The sequence below is a fragment of the Cellulomonas timonensis genome (genome assembly GCF_900046455.1).
In the GTDB taxonomy this organism is placed as follows: domain Bacteria; phylum Actinomycetota; class Actinomycetes; order Actinomycetales; family Cellulomonadaceae; genus Cellulomonas_A; species Cellulomonas_A timonensis.
In genome coordinates this window covers 326,216-345,385 of record NZ_FCOT01000012.1, presented here as the reverse complement: position 1 = coordinate 345,385, position 19,170 = coordinate 326,216, and the positions used below count along the sequence as shown (strand labels likewise).

Here is a 19,170-nt window from a genome sequence, read left to right as displayed (position 1 = left end):
GCCCCTCGCCGCGTGCCGCTGACGCCAGCGACTCTCCGCTCGGCCCCGCCGCCCCTCTGAGGGCGTGCCGCACCCTCCCTCTGCCTCGCAGGTGTGACGTCTGCGCCGAGGGCTAGCACCGCTCCCGCACCTCCCCGCATCGCCGGGCCGTCACCCACCGTGGCGAGCCTCGGGCTGCACCCACCGGAAGGAACATCCCCATGCTCCGCACCCTCGTCCGCACCCTTGCCGCAGCTTCGGCGGTCGCCCTGCTCGCCGCGTGCTCCGGCACGAGCGACGCGGGCTCCGACGCCGGCGATGCGGAGGCCGTCCGTATCGGCGTCGTCGGCGCCAGTGAGGACCACTGGACGGTCTTCACGGAGGCGGCCGCCGAGGAGGGCATCGAGGTCGAGCTCGTCAACTTCACCGACTACACGCAGCCCAACCCGGCGCTGTCGCAGGGGCAGCTCGACCTCAACCAGTTCCAGCACCTGCAGTACCTGGCCCAGTACAACGTGGGCACGGATGACGACCTGACGCCCATCGGCGCCACCGCCGTCTACCCGCTGGGCCTGTACTCCAAGAAGCACACCTCGATCGAGGACATCCCCGAGGGCAGCGAGGTCGCCATCCCCAACGACCCCACCAACCAGGCGCGCGCCCTGCTCGTGCTGCAGGACGCCGGGCTCGTGAAGCTCAAGAACGGCGGCAGCTCGGTGTCCATCCCCGCCGACGTCATCGCCGACGAGTCCACCGTCACCGTCACCCCCGTCGACGCGGCGCAGACGGCTGTGGCGCTGAACAGCGTCGCGGCGTCGATCATCAACAACGACTTCGTGGCCGACGCCGGGCTCTCGCCGGCTGACGCGCTCTACCAGGACAAGGCCGAGAGCCCGGGGGCCCGCCCGTACATCAACATCTGGGTCGCGCGCGCCGAGGACAAGGACAACGCCACCTACCTCAAGCTCGTCGAGCTGTACCAGGGCGCCGAGGTGCAGGAGGCGCTGCTCGCCGCGTCGGGCGGCACCGCCGTCATCACCAGCCAGGGCGGCTCCGAGCTGCAGGGCTACCTGGTGGACATCCAGAAGGCCGTCGCCGCACAGGGCTGACCTGGCGCAGTCTGACGGGGGTCCACAGCGACCCCCGTCAGACTGTCCCCTCGCACTCCACCCCCCAGGAGGACTCAGCGCATGAGCGCGATGATCACGTTCGAGCACGCGACGAAGGTGTTCGGCAGCGGCCCCAGCGCCGTGCGCGCCGTCGACGACGTCAGCCTCGAGATCCGGCGGGGGGAGATCTTCGGCGTCATCGGCTATTCGGGCGCCGGCAAGAGCACCCTGGTGCGGCTCATCAACGCCCTCGAGCCCGTCACCTCTGGGCGGGTGGTCGTCGACGGGCACGAGGTCAGCGCCCTGGGGGAGGGTGACCTGCGCAAGGTCCGCGCAGGCATCGGCATGGTGTTCCAGCACTTCAACCTGCTCGCCTCGCGCACCGTCGCCGGGAACGTCGGCTATCCGCTGCGGGTGGCCGGCTGGTCCAAGGAGCGGCGGGTGGCCCGCGTGGCCGAGCTGCTCGAGTTCGTGGGGCTGAGCGACAAGGCGCGGCAGTTCCCCTCCCAGCTCTCCGGCGGGCAGAAGCAGCGCGTCGGCATCGCTCGCGCGCTCGCTGCCGCGCCCGCAGTGCTGCTGGCCGACGAGGCCACCAGTGCGCTCGACCCCGAGACGAGCCGCGATGTGCTCGCGCTGCTGCGCCGCGTCAACCGTGAGCAGGGCGTCACCGTCGTGGTCATCACGCATGAGATGGACGTGGTGCGCAGCACCTGCGACCGGGTCGCCGTGATGGAGCACGGCCGCGTGGTCGAGGTCGGCGACGTCTACTCGGTGTTCTCCGAGCCGCAGGCCGACGCCACCCGCAGGTTCGTGGCGACGGCGCTGCACGACCGGCCCGACGCCGAGGTCCTCGCGCGGCTGCGGCACCGGCACCAGGGGCGGATCGTCACCGTCGGGGTCCGCGACGACGGCGGCTCAGGCACGCAGCTCACCCGTGAGCTGCGCGAGCACGGCGTGGACGGCTCGATCATCTACGGCGGCATCTCCGAGATCGACGAGCGGCCGTTCGGCAGTCTCACGCTCGAGCTGGTGGGCGACGATCCCGCGATCGACAGGCTGCTGGCGTCGCTGCGCCGCACCACCGACGTGGTCGAGCTGACGGAGGCACGGTGACGCTCGGCTGGGACGTCCTGCTCCCCATCCTGTGGGAGTCCCTGGGCGAGACGCTCTACATGGTGTCCGTGACGCTGCTGGTCGGCGGGTTCGCCGGGCTGCTGCTCGGGCTCGCGCTCTACACGACCCGCAAGGGCAACCTGTTCGCCAGCGGCCCCGGCTTCACGGTGCTCAACGTGCTGGTCAACATCGTGCGGCCCATCCCGTTCATCATCTTCATCACGGCGATCGGGCCGCTGACCCTCGCCGTGGTGGGCACCACGATCGGCACCCAGGCGGCCATCTTCCCGATGACGCTGATGGCCACGTTCGCCACCTCGCGCATCGTCGAGCAGAACCTTGTGGCGCTCGATCCGGGGGTGATCGAGGCGGCGCGCGCGATGGGCGCCTCGCGGCTGCGGATCGTGGCCACGGTGCTCGTGCCCGAGGCCCTGGGGCCCCTGATCCTCGGTTACACCTTCCTGTTCGTGGGCATCGTGGACATGTCCGCGATGGTGGGCGCGATCGGCGGCGGCGGGCTCGGCGACTTCGCGATCGTGTACGGCTACCAGCGCTTCAACTGGCAGGTCACGTTCATCACGGTCGTGGTGATCGTGGTGATCGTGCAGCTCGCCCAGTGGCTGGGCAACACGTTGGCGAGGCGTGTGCTGCGTCGATGACCGCCCGGCGGGCCCAGCCCGTCACGCCGTCCCGGCGACATCACCGACCTGCGCCGCCCGCCGGCCCGGCAGGTGGCGCTAGCGGTAAGGCGGAGGTGGGGCTAGCCCGACTCGGGAAGGGCAGGGGGCGTCATGGTGGCGCCCGGTCTCCCGAACCATGCTGAACAGGCACGAAACGCCACTGTCAGCACGGCCACCCCAGGAGACCTCATGCCCCAGCAGCCAGATCCGCAGCAGTCAGTCCCGCAGCAGCGCGGCCCACGTCGTCCCACGCGCGCGTCGGCGCTCGCGCTGGTGAGCGCATTCGCCGTCGGGGCCGCCCTCGCCGTCCCCGGCGCCGCGTTCGCCGGTGACAAAGAGCGCCCGCACGGCCAGGGGAAGCCCCGGGCGGATGTCGTCCAGCACGGGCTCGACCGGCTCGTCTGGGAGGACGGCGTCCCCGCGGCGCTGGCCAGCGTCACCGACCGCAAGGGGCGGGACCGCGACCTGGTCGCAGGCGTGGGCGACCTCGCCACCGGCGCCCGTGTGCCGGTGGACGGGCAGGTCCGCATCGGCAGCAACAGCAAGACGTTCGTCGCGGCCACCGTGCTGCAACTCGTCGGCGAGGGCCTCATCGGGCTCGACGAGCCCATCGAGGCCTACCTGCCCGGCCTCGTCAGGGGAGACGGCGTCGACGGCCACGACATCACGGTGCGCGACCTGCTGCAGCACACCAGCGGGATCCGCAGCTACACGGACGGCCCCCCGTTCCTCCAGGACGGCGTCCCGGACCTGGCGGCGATCACCGACTGGTACGTCGAGCCCCACGAGCTGCTCGACCTGGCCCTGGCGATGCCGACGTCAGGGGGAGGCAAGGCCTTCGCCTACAGCAACACGAACTACCTGCTCGCGGGCCTCATCGTGCAGAAGGCCACCGGGCGGCCGCTGGCCGAGGCCATCACCGAGCGGATCATCGAGCCCCTGGGCCTGCGCAGCACCTACGTGCCCGATCGCGGCGAGCGGGGCATCCGCGGCCCGCACCCCCACGGGTACTTCGCCGCGACGGCAGACGAGGAGCTGGTCGATGTCACCAACCTCGACTCGTCGCAAGCCTGGGCGTCGGGCGACGTCGTCTCCACCCCCAGCGACCTCAATGCGTTCTTCAGCGCGCTGCTCGGCGGCAAGGTCCTGCAGCCCGCCGAGCTGGCGCAGATGAAGACGGTCATCACGCCCGACGGGCTCCCCGAGGGCTTCGGCTACGGACTGGGCCTGACCTCCACCGCGCTGAGCTGCGGCGACGTCGCCTGGGGCCACGGAGGCGCGATCGCCGGCTACCTGACCGAGGGCGGCGTCACCGACAGCGGCCGAGCCGTGACGGTGGCCGTCACCGCACTCGACGTCGGGCAGGCCGACACCACCGCGCACCTCGCGGAGTTGGTCGACACCGCGCTGTGCTCATGACGCACACCGCATGGCGCCTGATCGAACAGGTGGCTCACAGGTTCTCCTAGGGACGGCCCCAGACTGCTGCCCGAAGGTGAGGCAGCCGCTTGAGCGGCGACCCCTCTGGACCTGACGGGAGCGTCGATGTTCCTCACCTACCTGCGCCGGGAGCTGCGGCAGCGCCGCAAGCAGACCTGGCTCGTGGCCCTCGGGCTCGGCCTGGCGATCGCCCTGGTCATCACCGTGACCAGCGTGACCGCGGGCATCGGCAAGGCCCAGGACGAGGTGCTCGCCTCGGTGTACGGCGTCGGCACGGACATCACCGTGACCAATGCGCCGCAGATGCCCGACGGCGAGGGCGGGGGAGGACCCCAGCAGTTCGAGTTCGAGCAGGGCGCCGACAACGGCTCCGGTGGCGCGACGTTCGCCCAGGACCGGCTCGAGGTCGCCCGCGGCTCCTCGACGATGGACGCCTCGGCCGTCGACGACGTCGCAGTCATCGACGGGGTCGCGTCCGTGGCCGGCTCGCTGAGCCTGAGCAGCACCAGCTTCTCCGGCGAGGTCCCCGACATGTCCTCCATGCCGGCGCCCGGCGAGCGGCCCGAGGGCGGCGCCGACGAGTCGGGCGGCCAGCCCGGTGGGGGCTCGTTCAGCATCGACAGCATCGACGTCGAGGGCATCGACCTGGCGAACGACGCCGTCGGCCCGCTCACCTCGGCCATCCTCGACGACGGCCGCGCGCTCGACGAGTCCGACTCCGGGGCCACCGTCGCCCTCGTCGACTCGGCCTACGCCACCAGCAACGAGATCGCCGTGGACGGGACCGTCACTCTCGGCGGCACGGACTTCACCGTCGTCGGCATCGTGTCCTCGACGTCGTCCTCGGCGACCACCGCCGCCAACGTGTACATCCCGCTCGACACGGCCCAGACGCTCGCCAACCAGGCCGGGCAGGTCAGCGCCCTGTACGTGCAGGCCGACTCCGCCGACGTCATCACCGCCGTGCAGTCCGCGATCGAGAACGCGCTGCCCGACGCGACCGTCGCCACCGCCGCCGATCTGGCCAGCAGCGTCTCCGGGTCGCTGTCCAGCGCCTCCGACCTCGCCGGCACGCTCGGCACGTGGCTCGCCGTCGTGGTGCTGGTCGCGGCGTTCGCGCTGGCCATCCTGTTCACCCTGTCCGGCGTCGGGCGCAGGATCCGCGAGTTCGGCACCCTCAAGGCGCTGGGCTGGCGCAGCCGCCGCGTCGTCGGCCAGGTGATGGGCGAGTCCGTGGCCCAGGGGCTCCTCGGCGGGATCGTCGGCCTGGTGCTCGGGCTCGGCGCGGTGCTGGCCATCAACCTCATCGCCCCCGAGCTGTCCGCGAGCCTCACCGCCAGTGGCGGCGCAGGCGGCGGCCCGGGCGGCATGGGCGGCGGCGGCATGGGCGGCGGCATGGGCGGCCCGATGGGGCAGACGGCCTCGGCCATCGCCGTGACCCTGCAGGCGCCCGTGACCGGGACGGCTGTGCTGGCCGCGGTGGCGCTCGCGGTGCTCGGCGGGCTGGTCGCCGGTGGCCTGGGCGGCTGGCGCGCGGCGCGGATGCGGCCGGCGGAGGCGCTGCGCAGTGTCGCCTGACCACGTGTCGCCTGACCACGTGTCGCCTGACCCCACACCCGTCCGCCCGTCTGTCCCTGCTCAGGAAGGCTCCCCGATGTACGAGCTGCGCGACGTCATGAAGCGCTACACCCAGAAGAACCGGATCGTCGACGCCCTGCGCGGAGTGAACCTCACCATCGGCGAGGGTGAGCTCGTCGCTATCCAGGGCCCCACCGGCGGCGGCAAGTCGACCCTGCTGCAGCTGCTCGGCGCGATGGACCGGCCCACCTCCGGCTCGATCGCCCTCGACGGCCTGGAGCTCGCGGGGCTCAGCGAGTCGGCGCGCACCGACGTGCGGGCCCGCACGGTCGGCTTCGTGTTCCAGGGCTTCAACCTCATCCCGACACTCACCGCCCAGCAGAACGTCGAGACCGGCCTGGTCCCGCTCGGGCTCGGCGCCGCCGAGCGTGCCGAGCGCGCCGCCCAGGCGCTCGCCGACGTCGGGCTCGCCGAGCGGGCCGCCCACATGCCCGACGAGCTCTCGGGTGGCCAGCAGCAGCGCGTCGCGATCGCCCGCGCCCTCGCCAAGCGTCCGCGCGTGCTCCTGGCCGACGAGCCCACCGGCAACCTCGACGAGCGCACCCGCGACGAGATCATGGCGATGATCGAACGGCTCTGGCAGGACCAGGGCCTCACCATCGTCATCGTCACGCACGACTCGTGGGTGGCACGCCGGGCGCAGCGTCAGCTGTGGATCTCCGACGGGGTCGTCACCGAGAAGACGGGCGGCCGGGGGCCGAAGGCGTCGACCGCCACTGTGCGGTAAGAACCCGCGCTCGCAGTCAGCGGGGGTCGTGGCGGGGGCCGGTCGCGCACTGTCACCAGTGAGCTGGAGGGCAGTAGGGACCAGGACTGCCATCGCGGCGCCAGCCGCGACTCCCGCCCCTGCGCGACGGGTCCTCACATGTCGCACTCGCAGACGTGGTTGAACTCCACGACCTGCTCGCCCTCCTCGGTGCGGGCCCAGGCCTCCGCCTCGGCGCGGTCGCAGAAGGAGCGGCCGGCCAGGCGCCCGTTCGCCAGGAGGACGCCGACCTCGATGTCCTCGCGGGGGTCTGCCACGGAGGTGGTGGGCGAAGGTGCTGTGGTCATGCCAGGCCTCCAGGTGGTCATCGTCGATGTCCTCTCAACGTGGCGCCGGCCTGTTCTAGTCCTCGTCCGCGACCCATCCCGGGGCGTCCACCTGGATGCGCGCGTCCCCGACGAGTTCCGTGAGCTGCCTCTCCAGCTCGGCGAGCCCGCTGCTGCCGATCCGGTCTTCCCAGCCTCGCCGCAGCTCGTCGAAGATCGCCTCGCCCTGGCGCATGACCTCGAGCCCTAACGGGGTGACCTCGATGCGCTTGCGCCGGGCGTCGTGCGGATCGGCCTCTCGGGAGATGTAGCCGCGTTCGAGCAGGGTCGCGATGGTCTTCGCCGCGGCCTGTTTGGACACGGACATGCGGCGTCCGAGCTCGGAGGCGCTGTCGGCGCCGGAGAGGATGGCCCGCATCGCGAAGTCGTGCACGGGGCGCACATCCGCGTATCCCCGGGCGACGAGCTCCACGACTGCGTCGTCCACCAACCGGCGGTACGCGCCGAGGAGCAGCAGGGCGAGGTCGGGACCCGATCGAGACACGACGCCAGGCTACGGGCTCGTTGACGTGGACAACCAGGTTGTCTAGAGTTGGACAACCAGGTTGTCCAAACCCAGGGGAGTGGCGTCATGCCCAGCACAGCCTCCGGTCGCACCCTCGCGGGCGTCGTCCACCACACCGCAAGGGTGAACGGGACCAGCCTCCACTACGTGTCGGCGGGGGAGTCCGGCTCGCCGATCCTGCTGGTCCACGGCTTCCCGGAGACGTGGTGGGCGTTCCACCGGCTCATCCCGCTCCTCGCCTCACGCCATCGGGTGTTCGCCGTCGACCTGCGCGGGTTCGGTGACTCCGCCCCCGCCGGGGATGACCACAACAGCGCCACCGCGTCGGAGGATCTGCGCCAGCTCATCCGCCACCTCGACGTCGGCCCGGTGCACCTCGTCGCCCAGGACATCAGCGGCGGCGCGGCCTTCCGCCTCGCCGCCGGGCGCCCCGCTGACGTCGCCAGCCTCACCGCCATCGAGATGGGCCTCGCGGGATTCGGGCTCGAGGGGTTCGCGGACGTCACCCACGGCGGGTCCTGGCACATCGGCGTCCTCGCCGCGCCCGGTATCGCCGAGCTGCTCTTCGCCGGTCGCGAGCGCGCGCTCCTGGGCGACTGGGCGTTCCCGTCGATGACCGCCGTCGATGGCGCCGTCACCGACGACGACGTCACCGAGTTCGCCCGCGCCTACTCCCGGCCCCGCGGTTGGGACGGCGCCGCAGGCCTGTACCGGTCGATGCTCGCCGAGGGCGACGAGCTCCGGGCGCTCGCGGCCGCCCAGCCGCTGGACCTCCCGATCCTCGCCGTCGGCGGGTTCGGGGGCCCGTTCACCGAGGGGACTGTCCGCCAGGTCTCCACCGGCGACGTGGAGTCCGTGCTGCTGGACGGGGTCGGCCACTATGTCGCCCTCGAGGCGCCGCAGGCCCTCGCCGCCGCGATGCTGCAGTTCCTCGACCGCGTCGACCAGGCCTGATCCCGGCGCGGTGATGGCCTGGGCCTGACGTCCTGCCGGCGGTGCCGTGGTCAGCGCACGCGCAGGCGGCGGGCGGCCCAGCGCATCGCCCAGCGCCAGCTCACGTGCGGACCGGCTGGCGAGGAGGTCAGCCCCGCACCAGCTCGCTGGCCGTCGGGTCGCCGGGCAGGGCGGGGAGGTCGGTGGGGCGGGCCCAGTAGCTCCACCACGCCCAGCCCGATCCGACGGGCAGCCAGCCGCCGCCGTCCGGCAGGGAGCCGAAGGTCCGAGTGTGCTCCCACTGGCGGTCGTCCCGTTCGAGCACGTGGAAGAGCGGGCCGTAGGCGACCGAGTGCCAGCCATAGCGGCCGGCGCGCGCGAGGACTGACATCTCGTTGAACGCGGACAGCGGGCGCAGGATGAGCCGCTCCTTCGAGCCGCCGCTGGCTGCTGCTGCCGTGGAGGCGTCCGGCTGCCCGTAGCGCTGCTGGGCGGCCTGGCGGGTCATGCCGAGCACGGCGCCGACCTGCTCCCAGGTGCAGCCGGCGCCGCGCGCGGACTGGACGGCGGCGGCGAGCAGCACGTCGGTCTCCGAGCGCGCGGCGCGGGCCAGCGCGACGAGCTCGAGGTGCGCGTCGGCGTCATGCGTGAGGCGATCGCGCAGGGTGGGGTCGACGTCGTGTAGGGCGCGGGCGAGGTGGTCGCGGAGGGAGTCTCCGCCGGGCTGGGTGGGCGTGTCGTCGGAGGTCATGTGTCAACTATGACTTGACGAAGGGCGTGACGTCAATCATTAGTTGACAGCCGATCGGGTGAAGTGTCGCGGGCGCGCGGCGGCCATCCGCCCCAGATGGCGGTGGCCGCCGACGCGCTCACACGAACGCGACGGACCCGTCTGGCCGCACGGGCAGGCGGCGCTCCCAGTGCACGTAGTCGTCGTGCGCGAGCGCCTCCTCGTCGATCTCGACGCCCCACCCGGGCCGGTCCGGGCGCAGGTCGAGGTGGCCGTCGGTCGGCAGGTACGGGTCGGGGCACCACGTGGTGGTGTCGGGCTTGTACTCCAGGTAGGCGAAGTTCGTGGTCGCCGCCGCGAAGTGCACGTTGTGCGCCGTCGCGAGCGGGCCCATCGGGTTGTGCGGCGCGATCGGGACGTAGTGGGCGTCGGCGATCGTGGCGATCTTGCGCATCTGGGTGAGCCCGCCGACCACGCAGATGTCCGGCTGGGCGATGTCGACGCCGCCCGCGCTCAGCAGGGCGAGGAACTCGTAGGGGGAGTAGAGCGACTCCCCGGTGGCGAGCGGGATACGCATCTGCGCGCGCAGCCTGCCCCAGGCGGGGATGTGCTCCGGGCGGAGCGGCTCCTCGAGGAACAGCGGGTCGAACGGCGCGAGCGCGTCCGCGAGCTGCAGGGCGCGGATCGGCTCGAAGACCTTGGCGTGGGCGTCGAACGCGAACTCCCAGTCCTGGGGGGCGCGCGAGCGCAGCTCGCCGAAGTAGTCGGCGACCTCGCGGCACAGGGTTCCCCACCGGGTGTCGTGCGGCTGGCGCCGGTAGGGGCTGAGCTTGAAGGCGGTGAACCCGAAGGCCTCGTGCATCGCCTGCGCGCGGTCCAGGCACTCGTCGGGGTCCGGGGCGTCGTACAGGCCGCAGTACACCGGGACGCGGTCGCGGACGTTGCCGCCCAGCAGCATGTACACCGGCAGGTTCGCGGCCTTGCCCGCGATGTCCCACAGGGCGTGGTCGATCGCGGCGATGGCCGCCAGCCCCAGGGCGCCCGGGGGGAACCGCGTGCTGCGGATGAGGACTGCCGAGATGTGCTCGACGCGGCGGGCGTCGGCGCCCTTGATGATGTCGAACAGGTAGTCCAGCAGCGGGGGGAGAGCGCGGTCGGGGCCGTGGTTGTACGCCTCGCCCCACCCGCTGATGCCCGCGTCGGTGTCGATCCGGACCAGCAGCCGCGGCCGGTTGCCGACGCGCTGCATGTAGGTGTGCAGGCCCGTGATCGCCAGGGGCTCGTTCGTCGTCATCGACGTCCTCTCAATCTGTCGGGCGCGGGTGGCGCGCCCGTCGTGTGCTACTCGAAGCGGGCGATGCAGCGGGTGGCGAACTGCTCGATGTGCTCGCGCGTCAGCCGCTCGACCTTGGTGGCGTCGCCTGCGGTGGCCGCCTCCCAGAGCGCGGCGTGCTCGGTGGCCTCGGTCGCCCAGCTCGGGTCGGACTGCCACAGCGTCACGGAGATGAGGGCGGTGCGCTCCCGCAGCCCGTCGAGGATGTCGATGAGCTGGATGTTGCCGCAGCCGGCGTACAGCGTCCGGTGGAAGGCGCGGTTGAGGTCGCTGCGCTCTTCGTGTGTCGTCGCCTCGGCCGCGCGCCGCAGGAGCTCGCCCGCCTCGGTGACGTCGGCGCGCGCGCGGACCGTCGCGGCGACGGCGGTCGGCTCGAGGAGCATGCGGACCTCGAACACGTCCTTGACCAGGGCGCGATCGACGACTGTGACGGCGGCGCCCTTGAACTCGCTGAAGCTGACCAGGCCCTGCCCGGCGAGCGTCTTCAGGGCCTCCCGGACGGGGGTCTTCGACACCCCGTAGAGGGTGGCGAGCTCGACCTCGGCCAGAGGGCTGCCTGCGGCGAAGTGCCCGGACAGGATCCCTCGTCGGATCTCTCCGGCTACCCATGCCGTCCTGGACGGCATGGGCCGGTAGGTGGTGATGGCTGGTGATGGTGTGCTCACGGTTCAGAGCGTAGCCCATCTGTACGGTATCTGATATACAAGATGCATGACCCCGTCCGACGCCCCCTGTTTTCGCGTCGTGGGGACACCTTCATTGGCCGTAGCAAGGGAGCTACTCATGCAGTTCGTCAGCCAGAAGCGGCGACGCAGCATTGCCGTGGGAGCCGCGTTGGCACTCACGCTGGGACTGGGCGCGTGCGCGAGCGCCGACGAGGAAGCCGGAGCCGACGGCGGGCCCGTCACCCTCACGTTGTGGGACACCGATGCGCGCACCGCCCGCACTGAGCGTCTCAACAAGCTGATCGAGATGTTCGAGGCGGAGCACCCGGACATCCGCATCGAGTACGTCGGCCTGCCGACCGACTCGTACATGGAGAAGATCGAGACCGCGATCGCGACCGGCACGACGCCGGACCTGCTCACCCCGAAGGCGTCCGACCTGTCAGCCCTGGTCGCCCAGAAGGCCCTCGCGCCACTGGACGACCGGATGGCCGCCGACGGGTTCGACGAGTCGATGTCCGCCTCGATGATCCAGTCCGCCAAGTCGGCCGCCGCCGACGGGGTGCTCTACCTGACGCCCAGCAGCGCCCTGACCGACGTGATCTGGTACCGGCCCGACCTGGCCGACGCGGCCGGCCTCGGAGCCCCGAAGACCTGGGATGACTTCTACGAGGCGGCTGAGAAGCTCACCCAGAAGGACACCGGCCAGTTCGGCTACACGATCCGCGGGGGCACCGGCTACTGGTCCCAGTTCGCCGGGATGGTGCTGCCCCAGGCGGGCGTCGGCGCCTACTTCAACGAGGACGGCACGTCCGTCTTCCGCAACCCCGAGGTCGTCGCCGCCGCGAAGGACTACGCGGGCCTGTACAAGACGACCACCGCGCAGAGCGACCTGACGGCCGACTTCAAGGTGATGGTGGCGCAGTTCGCCGCCGGCTCGACAGCCATGCTCTCCCACTCGATCGGCTCCTACCCCGACCACGTCGCCGCCCTCGGCGAGGACAAGGTCGCGTCCGTCGTCGCCTTCCCCGCGGACAACGGCGTGCGGGTGCAGAGCAGCCTCGTCCTCGGCTTCGCGATGTTCGAGAAGTCCCAGCACCCCGAGGAGTCGTGGGAGTTCCTGAAGTTCATGATGGAGGAGGAGGGCAACTCCTACTGGGCGCGCGAGTCGGGGTACATCCCCGGCAACAACGCCGTGGCCACCGAGGCCTGGGTCGCCGACTCCCAGCCGATCGCCGTCTCGCAGCAGGCGATGGCCGAGTCCGCGACTGTGCCGCTCGAGCACCCGTACTACCTGCCCGAGTTCACCGCGATCACCACCACGGACAGCCTGCCCAAGTGGCAGATGGCGCTGCAGGGCGACCTGTCCGTCGAGGAGTTCTGCGCCGAGCTCGCCGAGGCGTTCGAGGCCTCGCGTGAGGCGTTCGAGGCCCGCACGACCAACTGACGAGAGGACCGGTCCGGCCCGCGCCCGTGCGCCGGACCGGTCCCCCTCGAACCGACAGCAAGGAAGCCGTCATGTCACACAGCACGGTCACGGGTCCACCACCCGTGCGCCCCACCCGAACACCACGCACGCCCTATCTCCTCGTCGGCCCCGCCCTCGTGCTGGTGGCGGTGTTCCTCGTCTACCCCGTGGGGAACGTCATCTACTCGGCGTTCCAGCAGCAGAACGTCCTGACGCCCTGGGACGACGGATTCGTCGGGCTGGCCAACTTCCGCCAGATCCTCGACGACCCGGTCTTCTGGAAGAGCCTCGCGTTCACCGGCAAATGGGTCGTCACCGAGGTCTCCCTGCAGTTGGTCTTCGGTGTCGCGCTGGCCCTCATCGTCAATGAGCAGTTCCGGGGGCGCGGCCTCGCGCGCGCCATGGTGTTCGCCCCGTGGGCCGTCGCCGGAATCCTCACGACGACCATCTGGATGCTGATCTTCAACCCCACCACCGGCATCACCAGATACCTGGCCGACATGGGCGTCGTCGACTACGGCACGTCACTGCTGTCCAGCTCGACCGGCGCCTTCTGGGCGGCCGTCATCGCGGAGATGTGGAAGGGCATTCCCTTCTTCGCGATCATGATCCTCGCCGACCTCCAGTCCGTCCCGGGCGAGCTGTACGAGGCCGCGCACGTCGACGGCGCCGGCAGAGCGCGCCGCTTCTGGAGCATCACGCTTCCCCACATCAAGAACGGGCTCGTGGTCGCGACGCTGCTGCGCGCGATCTGGGAGTTCAACAACGTGGACCTGCTGCTGACCTTGACCGGCGGCGGCCCCGCCGGGTCCACCACCACGCTGCCGCTGTATGTGGCGCAGACAGCGCTCAAGACCAAGGAGTTCGGATACGGGTCGGCGCTCACCGTCGTCGCGTTCGCCATCCTCACCGTCGCCTGCGTCGTCTACATGAAGCTCACCAAGATGGGGGAGGACCAGTCATGAGCGCCATCACCGCGCCCGCGCCCGCACCCGCGGTGGCGCCGGCCGACCCCCAGCGTCCCCGTGCACGCCGCCGCCGAGTCGTCTGGCGGATCCACGGGCCCCTGAGCCTGTACATGCTCTTCACCCTCCTGCCGTTCTACTGGATGGTGATGTTCGCGTTCCGCGAGCGCGGATCGTCCTCGCTGCTGCCCAAGCCGTTCACCACGGAGAACCTCAAGTACGTCTGGGTCAACGGGAACTTCAGCCAGTTCTTCTTGAACTCGATGATCGTCGCCGTGCTCGCTGTCGTCGTCTCCACGATCATCGCGGTGATGTGCGGCTACGCGCTCTCGCGCTACTCGTTCCGCGGGAAGAACGCGTTCCAGCTGCTCATGCTGTCCACGCAGTTCATCCCCGGCGCGATGATGCTCATCCCGCTCTTCAAGATCTTCCAGGGCATGGGCCTGATGAACAGCCTGTGGGCCCTGGTCATCGCCGACACGGTGTTCCACCTGCCACTGTCCATGCTGCTCATGGCCGGCTTCATCAAGAACATCCCCATCTCCCTCGAGGAGGCGGCCTGGGTCGACGGCTGCAGCCGGTTCGCCGGGTTCCGGCGGGTCATCTTCCCGTTGCTCGTGCCAGGAATGGTCGCCGTGGGCGCCTATGCGTTCATCGGCGCCTGGAACAACTTCCTGTTCGCCGTGATGTTCATCAACGAGCAGAGCAAGTTCACCGTCCCCGTCGGGCTGAGCTACATGCTCGGCGAGTTCGGCGTCGACTACGGCTCGCTCGCCGCCGGTGGGCTCATCGCCGTGCTCCCCGTCATCCTGCTCTTCGCCTACGTCCAGAAGTACCTGGTCACGGGCCTGTCCGCAGGGGCGGTGAAGGGATGACCCCCCAGACTGCGAGCGCCGCATTCGCCGAGCGCATGCGCGCACGAGAGACGGTCGTCGGGTACTGGTCCATGCTGGGCTCCGGTGTGGCCGCTGAGCGGCTGTCCCGGGTCGGCTACGACTACGTGTGCGTCGACGCGCAGCACGGGTTCGGCGGCTACAACGACATGCTGCACGCGCTCACCGCGATCGACGGCTCGCCCGGCTGCGTCGGGCTCGTCCGGGTGCCGGAGAACTCCGCGACCCAGATCGGGCGGGCGCTCGACGCTGGGGCCGTCGGGGTGATCGTCCCGCTCGTCGACGACGCCGCCAGCGCCCGCCGTGCGGCCGACGCCTGCCGGTACCCACCGCGCGGCAACAGGTCCTACGGCCCGATCCGCTCGACGCTCGGCGCCCACGGGGCCACCGTCGACCGCGATCGCGACATGCTCTGCCTCGCGATGATCGAGACGGCGCCCGGGCTGGAGAACGTCGAGGAGATCTGCCAGACGCAGGGCATCGACGGGGTGTACGTCGGCCCGTCGGACCTGTCGCTGGTCCTCGGCGCCCGCTACCCGGGAGACCCGCTGACCAGCGAGGTCTTCGAGGGCGCACTGCTCCGGGTCCTGGCGGCCGCCGCCGACGCGGGCGTCGCCGCCGGGATCCACTGCGCGTCCGGCGAGATCGCCGCACGGCGACTCCAGCAGGGCTTCACCTTCGCCAGCGTCGCCTCGGACATCGTCCACCTGGAGGCGGCAGCCGCGCAGCACCTCAAGGCCGCACGAGCGCTCGACGCTCCCTGACGCGAGCCGTCACACCCGCAGCACGCCCCGACGGGAAACCCCGAGGGGCTCATCGATGGAGAGGAACGAGGATGTCCCACCTCGCAGTGATCGGACTGGGGATCATGGGCCTGCCCATGGCCCGCAACCTGGTGGCGGCCGGGCACGTGGTGGTCGGCTACGACCACGGCGACGCCCGCATGGCGGCCCTGGAAGAAGGAGGCGGCCGACGCGCCGCGAGCATCGCGGAGGCGGTGGCGGGGGCCGACGTGGTCATCACGATGCTGCCTGACTCCCCGCAGGTCGAGGAGGTCGTCCTGGGCCCCGGCGGTGTGCTGGAGCACGCGACCGCCGGTGTGATCCACATCGACATGAGCTCCATCCGGCCGGATGTGGCGGTGCGGGTGGCGCAGGAGTGCCGTGCCCGGGGGCTGCGGCCTCTGGACGCGCCCGTCTCCGGCGGCGAGCGGGGCGCGATCGACGGCACGCTGTCGATCATGCTCGGCGGCGAGGACGCCGACGTCGCGGAGGTGCGCCCGCTCCTCGAGGCCGTGGGCCGCACGATCGTGCACGTCGGGCCGAACGGCTCGGGGCAGACCGTCAAGGCCGCGAACCAGCTCATCGTCGGGGGGACGATCCAGCTCGTCGCGGAGGCGATCGTGTTCCTCGAGGCCTACGGGGTGGACACCCAGGCGGCTGTCGAGGTGCTGGCCGGCGGGCTCGCCGGCAACCGCATCCTCGACCTCAAGGCGCAGGGGATGCTCGACCGGGAGTTCGCGCCCGGCTTCCGCATCGACCTGCACCACAAGGACCTGGGCATCGTCACCTCGGCGGCCCGCGAGGCAGGCGTGGCCATCCCCGTCGGCGCGCTGGTCGCCCAGCTCATGGGCTCCGCGCGCGCGAACGGCGACGGCGGCCTGGACCACTCCGCGCTGCTGCGCGGCGTCGAGAGGATGTCCGGCCGTGAGCTCCGCTGAGCACCCGGCGGCCGACGGCGTCGCGGTGCCCGGCCGTCTCGCCGCCAACTGCTCGATCATGTTCAAGGAGCTGCCCCTGCTGGAGAGGCCGGCGGCCGCGCGGCGCGCGGGCTTCCGCGCCGTCGAGTTCTGGTGGCCCTTCGCCGAGGCGGAGCCGGCGGCCAGCGAGGTCGACGCCTTCGTCGCGGCGGTCCGGGATGCCGACGTGCAGCTCATCGGGCTGAACTTCTTCGCCGGGGACATGCCCGGCGGCGAGCGCGGTGTGCTGTCCGACCCGGCCCGGGCCGAGGAGTTCCGCCGCAACGTCGCCGTCGTGGTGGCCATCGGCGAGGCGCTCGGCTGCCGCGCGTACAACGCGCTGTACGGCAACCGCGTCGAAGGAGCGTCGATCGCCGAGCAGGACGAGGTCGCGATCGAGAACCTCGGGGTGGCGGCCCGGGCCGTCGCCGCGATCGGCGGGACGGTGCTCGTCGAGCCCGTCTCCGGGTCGGCCGGCTACCCGCTGCGCACAGCCCAGGACGTGCTCGACGTCGTGGCGCGCGCCCGTGCGCGGCACGACGTGGCGAACATCGGCTTCCTGTGCGACCTCTACCACCTCGCGGTCAACGGAGACGACCTGGACCAGGTGATCGCGCGCCACGGCGCGGAGATCGCCCACGTGCAGATCGCCGACACACCCGGACGGCATGAGCCCGGCACCGGGACGATGCCGCTGCAGCGCCACCTCACGGCACTGCGGGCCGCCGGGTACGACGGCTGGCTGGCGCTGGAGTACGTCCCCAGCACGACGACGGAGGAGACGCTCGGTTGGCTCACCACCGTCACGGTGTGACGGCGGCCGGGGTGGGCCCGGTCGTCGTCGCGTGCGACAAGTTCAAGGGCACGCTCACGGCGACTGAGGTGGGGCTCTCGGTGGCCCAGGGCATCCACGACGCCTCACCTCAGACCCAGGTGGTCGCCGTACCCGTCGCCGACGGCGGGGACGGGACCATCGAGGCGATCACCGCCGCCGGGTTCGCCCTGGCGCCGGTGATCGCCTCCGGGCCCACCGGGCTGCCCGTGGCCACGGCCTACGCGACCCGGGGAGCCGTGGCCGTGGTCGAGCTGGCAGACGCCTGCGGGTTCGTGCGCCTGCCCGCCGGGCGGCTCGAGCCGATGACCGCGTCGAGCCACGGGGTGGGGGAGGTACTGCGCGCGGCGCTTGACGCCGGGCGGCGAGAGATCGTCCTGGCGATCGGGGGCAGCGCCAGCTCGGACGGCGGCGCCGGGATGCTCGAGGCTCTCGGCGCCGTGCTGCGCACCCGCGACGGCAAACCGCTGCCACGCGGCGGCGGCGCCCTCGACGACCTCGGCGGACTCGACCTGTCCGGGCTGCACCCCGCGCTGGCCGAGGCGCAGATCATCCTGGCGAGCGACGTGCGCAACCCGCTGCTGGGCGTCGACGGCGCCGTCGCGGTCTACGGGCCGCAGAAGGGCGCGACAGGGGAGGCCGCGGTGCGGCTCGAGCGCGGGCTCGAGCGTTGGGCGCGGGTGCTCGCCGACGCGACAGGACATGACCACGCGGACTCCCCGGGCGCCGGGGCCGCCGGGGGAGTGGGCGTCGCGGCGATGGCGGCCCTCGGGGCCCGCATGGAATCCGGCGTCGACCTCGTCCTCGACCTCGTGGGCCTCGACCGCCACCTCGACGGCGCGAGCCTGGTGGTGACAGGCGAGGGGTCGATCGACAGCCAGACGCTTCACGGCAAGACACCCGTCGGCGTGGCACGGGCCGCCCGGCGCAGGGAAGTCCCCGTGGTGGGCGTCTGCGGGCGACGCGCCATCCCCGAGGACGCTGCGCGTGGCGCGGGCATCGATCGCATCTTCGCCCTGCAGGACATCGAGCCCGACCGCGAGCGGTCCATGGCGAACGCCGGGCCGCTGCTCAGACGCCTCGCGCGCCACCTCGCCGCCGAGCTCCTGCCGTGAACGCGGGGAGGATCGGCACAGCGCTCTCTTCCTAGAACACCCGGGTGTACCTGTGGACGGGCAACTCGTCCTCGTGCTCCGCGAGCTGACCGACCAGGTCGACGAAGTGCGGCGTCTTCGTGTGGAGGTCCAACGCGTTCAGGTCCTCCCACTCCTCGATCAGCGTCAGTCGATGAGGGTCGTCGATGTCCTGGAAGAGCTCGTAGGAGTGGCACCCCGGCTCCTGGACCGTCTCCTTGACCAGGGCCTCGTAGAGGCGGAGGGCCTCAGGGAGGCTGTGGGGCCGGACGACACTTCGCGCGATGACCTTGATCGTCACCGTGGGCCTTCTTTCTGCGAGGGCGCCTGACGGCGTCGTTGCCTCGTACCACCGCCACCGCGATCGCAGCCACCGCCTGCGGCTCGCCGCCTGACGCACCCGAACTGGACGACCGACACGTCTAGCACTGGTGCATCCCCGACACGCGCACCGGTACCCTAGCGGTGCGCCGAGCCGAGCCCTGTGGCCCGATCGGCGACGCACGGGACCGACAAGAGCCCTGATGGGGACACCGGACGCCACGCGATCGGGTGTCCGACCAGGTTCTCCCAAGTCCCGCGCGCCTGTAGCTCAGGGGATAGAGCACCGCTCTCCTAAAGCGGGTGTCGGCAGTTCGAATCTGCCCAGGCGCACAGTGTCCGTGCAAGTCAGCGCAGGTGTCGGTGACTCGGACACGGCGGCCGAAGGGGCGTCGTCTCGGCACCGCCGGCGTGTCGGCAGGTTGTCTCACGTCATGGCTGCACGGTCGTGGCGTGTGAGCGGGTCTACTGCGGGCGCCCACGGGCATGGCCGGATGGATGACGCCTGTCACCGTCGGCGAGCGCAGGCCCGCAGGCGGTGTTGGCGAGGATGCTGCGCGGTGATCCCGGCGCCCGATCAGTCCCGGGCGGTGATGGCATGAC

At 71.5% G+C, this 19,170-nt stretch carries 20 protein-coding genes and 1 tRNA gene; 15 read left to right on the top strand and 6 right to left on the bottom strand.

Annotated elements, in window-relative coordinates; genetic code table 11:
- Positions 1-200 precede the first annotated feature (200 nt).
- The 6 genes from BN3788_RS09945 (at position 201) to BN3788_RS09920 (ending at position 6,686) form a co-directional block, all read left to right on the top strand.
- Positions 201-1,088, top strand: coding sequence for a MetQ/NlpA family ABC transporter substrate-binding protein (locus BN3788_RS09945; RefSeq protein ID WP_066585210.1), 888 nt, complete (start codon positions 201-203; stop codon positions 1,086-1,088).
- An 81-nt stretch (positions 1,089-1,169) separates the two neighbouring features.
- Positions 1,170-2,201: a methionine ABC transporter ATP-binding protein gene (locus BN3788_RS09940; protein ID WP_066585208.1), complete on the top strand. Its 1,032-nt coding sequence runs from the start codon at positions 1,170-1,172 to the stop codon at positions 2,199-2,201.
- 59 nt (positions 2,202-2,260) lie between these two features.
- Entirely contained in the window at positions 2,261-2,860 is a 600-nt protein-coding gene (locus BN3788_RS09935; RefSeq protein ID WP_082812899.1) for a methionine ABC transporter permease, read from the top strand.
- A gap of 210 nt (positions 2,861-3,070) precedes the next feature.
- The gene (locus tag BN3788_RS09930; protein WP_066585204.1) at positions 3,071-4,300 is read left to right on the top strand and encodes a serine hydrolase domain-containing protein; all 1,230 of its coding nucleotides are present in this window, start codon (positions 3,071-3,073) and stop codon (positions 4,298-4,300) included.
- Positions 4,301-4,426: 126 nt separating this feature from the next.
- Complete coding sequence (locus BN3788_RS09925) at positions 4,427-5,899, top strand: ABC transporter permease (RefSeq protein ID WP_066585202.1); 1,473 nt, start codon at positions 4,427-4,429, stop codon at positions 5,897-5,899.
- Between the two features lie 76 nt (positions 5,900-5,975).
- Entirely contained in the window at positions 5,976-6,686 is a 711-nt protein-coding gene (locus BN3788_RS09920; RefSeq protein WP_066585200.1) for an ABC transporter ATP-binding protein, read from the top strand.
- 134 nt (positions 6,687-6,820) lie between these two features.
- On the opposite strand, the gene BN3788_RS09915 is transcribed toward BN3788_RS09920, so the two are convergent.
- Both BN3788_RS09915 and BN3788_RS09910 read right to left on the bottom strand, forming a co-directional pair.
- A complete protein-coding gene (locus tag BN3788_RS09915; protein ID WP_066585199.1) occupies positions 6,821-7,012 on the bottom strand; it encodes a hypothetical protein in 192 nt (63 codons plus the stop codon).
- A gap of 55 nt (positions 7,013-7,067) precedes the next feature.
- Positions 7,068-7,535, bottom strand: a complete 468-nt coding sequence (locus BN3788_RS09910; protein ID WP_066585197.1) for a MarR family winged helix-turn-helix transcriptional regulator — start codon at positions 7,533-7,535, stop codon at positions 7,068-7,070.
- Between the two features lie 87 nt (positions 7,536-7,622).
- Here BN3788_RS09910 and BN3788_RS09905 point away from each other — a divergent pair, with 87 nt between their 5' ends.
- Positions 7,623-8,510, top strand: coding sequence for an alpha/beta fold hydrolase (locus BN3788_RS09905; protein ID WP_066585193.1), 888 nt, complete (start codon positions 7,623-7,625; stop codon positions 8,508-8,510).
- 127 nt (positions 8,511-8,637) lie between these two features.
- Here BN3788_RS09905 and BN3788_RS09900 read toward each other — a convergent pair whose 3' ends face one another.
- The 3 genes from BN3788_RS09900 to BN3788_RS09890 all read right to left on the bottom strand — a co-directional run bounded on the left by BN3788_RS09900 (position 8,638) and on the right by BN3788_RS09890 (position 11,217).
- Positions 8,638-9,240, bottom strand: a complete 603-nt coding sequence (locus BN3788_RS09900) for a hypothetical protein (protein ID WP_066585190.1) — start codon at positions 9,238-9,240, stop codon at positions 8,638-8,640.
- 118 nt (positions 9,241-9,358) lie between these two features.
- The gene (locus BN3788_RS09895) at positions 9,359-10,513 is read right to left on the bottom strand and encodes a mandelate racemase/muconate lactonizing enzyme family protein (protein ID WP_108723828.1); all 1,155 of its coding nucleotides are present in this window, start codon (positions 10,511-10,513) and stop codon (positions 9,359-9,361) included.
- Between the two features lie 47 nt (positions 10,514-10,560).
- Complete coding sequence (locus BN3788_RS09890) at positions 10,561-11,217, bottom strand: GntR family transcriptional regulator (RefSeq protein WP_147525102.1); 657 nt, start codon at positions 11,215-11,217, stop codon at positions 10,561-10,563.
- A 118-nt stretch (positions 11,218-11,335) separates the two neighbouring features.
- Between BN3788_RS09890 and BN3788_RS09885 the strand changes: the two genes are divergently transcribed.
- From BN3788_RS09885 to BN3788_RS09855, 7 genes are all read left to right on the top strand, one after another.
- Positions 11,336-12,664 carry an ABC transporter substrate-binding protein gene (locus BN3788_RS09885; RefSeq protein ID WP_066585184.1) on the top strand — a complete coding sequence of 443 codons (1,329 nt, stop codon included), beginning with the start codon at positions 11,336-11,338 and terminating at the stop codon, positions 12,662-12,664.
- Positions 12,665-12,735: 71 nt separating this feature from the next.
- A complete protein-coding gene (locus BN3788_RS09880; protein ID WP_066585182.1) occupies positions 12,736-13,650 on the top strand; it encodes a carbohydrate ABC transporter permease in 915 nt (304 codons plus the stop codon).
- Positions 13,647-14,525: a carbohydrate ABC transporter permease gene (locus BN3788_RS09875; protein WP_066585179.1), complete on the top strand. Its 879-nt coding sequence runs from the start codon at positions 13,647-13,649 to the stop codon at positions 14,523-14,525. Before BN3788_RS09880 ends, BN3788_RS09875 begins: the two co-directional genes overlap by 4 nt.
- Complete coding sequence (locus BN3788_RS09870; protein ID WP_066585176.1) at positions 14,522-15,307, top strand: HpcH/HpaI aldolase family protein; 786 nt, start codon at positions 14,522-14,524, stop codon at positions 15,305-15,307. Before BN3788_RS09875 ends, BN3788_RS09870 begins: the two co-directional genes overlap by 4 nt.
- A 71-nt stretch (positions 15,308-15,378) precedes the next feature.
- Positions 15,379-16,263 carry a 2-hydroxy-3-oxopropionate reductase gene (locus tag BN3788_RS09865; protein WP_066585173.1) on the top strand — a complete coding sequence of 295 codons (885 nt, stop codon included), beginning with the start codon at positions 15,379-15,381 and terminating at the stop codon, positions 16,261-16,263.
- A gap of 58 nt (positions 16,264-16,321) precedes the next feature.
- The gene (locus BN3788_RS09860; protein WP_066587001.1) at positions 16,322-17,095 is read left to right on the top strand and encodes a hydroxypyruvate isomerase family protein; all 774 of its coding nucleotides are present in this window, start codon (positions 16,322-16,324) and stop codon (positions 17,093-17,095) included.
- A complete protein-coding gene (locus tag BN3788_RS09855; RefSeq protein WP_234346591.1) occupies positions 17,092-18,228 on the top strand; it encodes a glycerate kinase in 1,137 nt (378 codons plus the stop codon). The genes BN3788_RS09860 and BN3788_RS09855 overlap by 4 nt, the downstream gene beginning before the upstream one ends.
- A 31-nt stretch (positions 18,229-18,259) precedes the next feature.
- Here the strand turns inward: BN3788_RS09855 and BN3788_RS19035 are convergent, their stop codons facing one another.
- Positions 18,260-18,547: a putative quinol monooxygenase gene (locus tag BN3788_RS19035; protein ID WP_066585170.1), complete on the bottom strand. Its 288-nt coding sequence runs from the start codon at positions 18,545-18,547 to the stop codon at positions 18,260-18,262.
- Positions 18,548-18,827: 280 nt separating this feature from the next.
- Between BN3788_RS19035 and BN3788_RS09845 the strand changes: the two genes are divergently transcribed.
- A tRNA-Arg gene (locus tag BN3788_RS09845) sits at positions 18,828-18,900 on the top strand.
- Positions 18,901-19,170 lie beyond the last annotated feature (270 nt).

What these genes read in the sequence shown, in the direction of transcription:
- BN3788_RS09945 (WP_066585210.1), top strand. Translation starts at nt 201, where the DNA reads ATGCTCCGCACCCTCGTCCGCACCCTTGCCGCAGCTTCGGCGGTCGCC.
- BN3788_RS09940 (WP_066585208.1), top strand. Translation starts at nt 1,170, where the DNA reads ATGAGCGCGATGATCACGTTCGAGCACGCGACGAAGGTGTTCGGCAGC.
- BN3788_RS09935 (WP_082812899.1), top strand. Translation starts at nt 2,261, where the DNA reads ATGGTGTCCGTGACGCTGCTGGTCGGCGGGTTCGCCGGGCTGCTGCTC.
- BN3788_RS09930 (WP_066585204.1), top strand. Translation starts at nt 3,071, where the DNA reads ATGCCCCAGCAGCCAGATCCGCAGCAGTCAGTCCCGCAGCAGCGCGGC.
- BN3788_RS09925 (WP_066585202.1), top strand. Translation starts at nt 4,427, where the DNA reads ATGTTCCTCACCTACCTGCGCCGGGAGCTGCGGCAGCGCCGCAAGCAG.
- BN3788_RS09920 (WP_066585200.1), top strand. Translation starts at nt 5,976, where the DNA reads ATGTACGAGCTGCGCGACGTCATGAAGCGCTACACCCAGAAGAACCGG.
- BN3788_RS09915 (WP_066585199.1), bottom strand. Translation starts at nt 7,012, where the DNA reads ATGACCACAGCACCTTCGCCCACCACCTCCGTGGCAGACCCCCGCGAG.
- BN3788_RS09905 (WP_066585193.1), top strand. Translation starts at nt 7,623, where the DNA reads ATGCCCAGCACAGCCTCCGGTCGCACCCTCGCGGGCGTCGTCCACCAC.
- BN3788_RS09900 (WP_066585190.1), bottom strand. Translation starts at nt 9,240, where the DNA reads ATGACCTCCGACGACACGCCCACCCAGCCCGGCGGAGACTCCCTCCGC.
- BN3788_RS09895 (WP_108723828.1), bottom strand. Translation starts at nt 10,513, where the DNA reads ATGACGACGAACGAGCCCCTGGCGATCACGGGCCTGCACACCTACATG.
- BN3788_RS09885 (WP_066585184.1), top strand. Translation starts at nt 11,336, where the DNA reads ATGCAGTTCGTCAGCCAGAAGCGGCGACGCAGCATTGCCGTGGGAGCC.
- BN3788_RS09880 (WP_066585182.1), top strand. Translation starts at nt 12,736, where the DNA reads ATGTCACACAGCACGGTCACGGGTCCACCACCCGTGCGCCCCACCCGA.
- BN3788_RS09875 (WP_066585179.1), top strand. Translation starts at nt 13,647, where the DNA reads ATGAGCGCCATCACCGCGCCCGCGCCCGCACCCGCGGTGGCGCCGGCC.
- BN3788_RS09870 (WP_066585176.1), top strand. Translation starts at nt 14,522, where the DNA reads ATGACCCCCCAGACTGCGAGCGCCGCATTCGCCGAGCGCATGCGCGCA.
- BN3788_RS09865 (WP_066585173.1), top strand. Translation starts at nt 15,379, where the DNA reads ATGTCCCACCTCGCAGTGATCGGACTGGGGATCATGGGCCTGCCCATG.
- BN3788_RS09860 (WP_066587001.1), top strand. Translation starts at nt 16,322, where the DNA reads ATGTTCAAGGAGCTGCCCCTGCTGGAGAGGCCGGCGGCCGCGCGGCGC.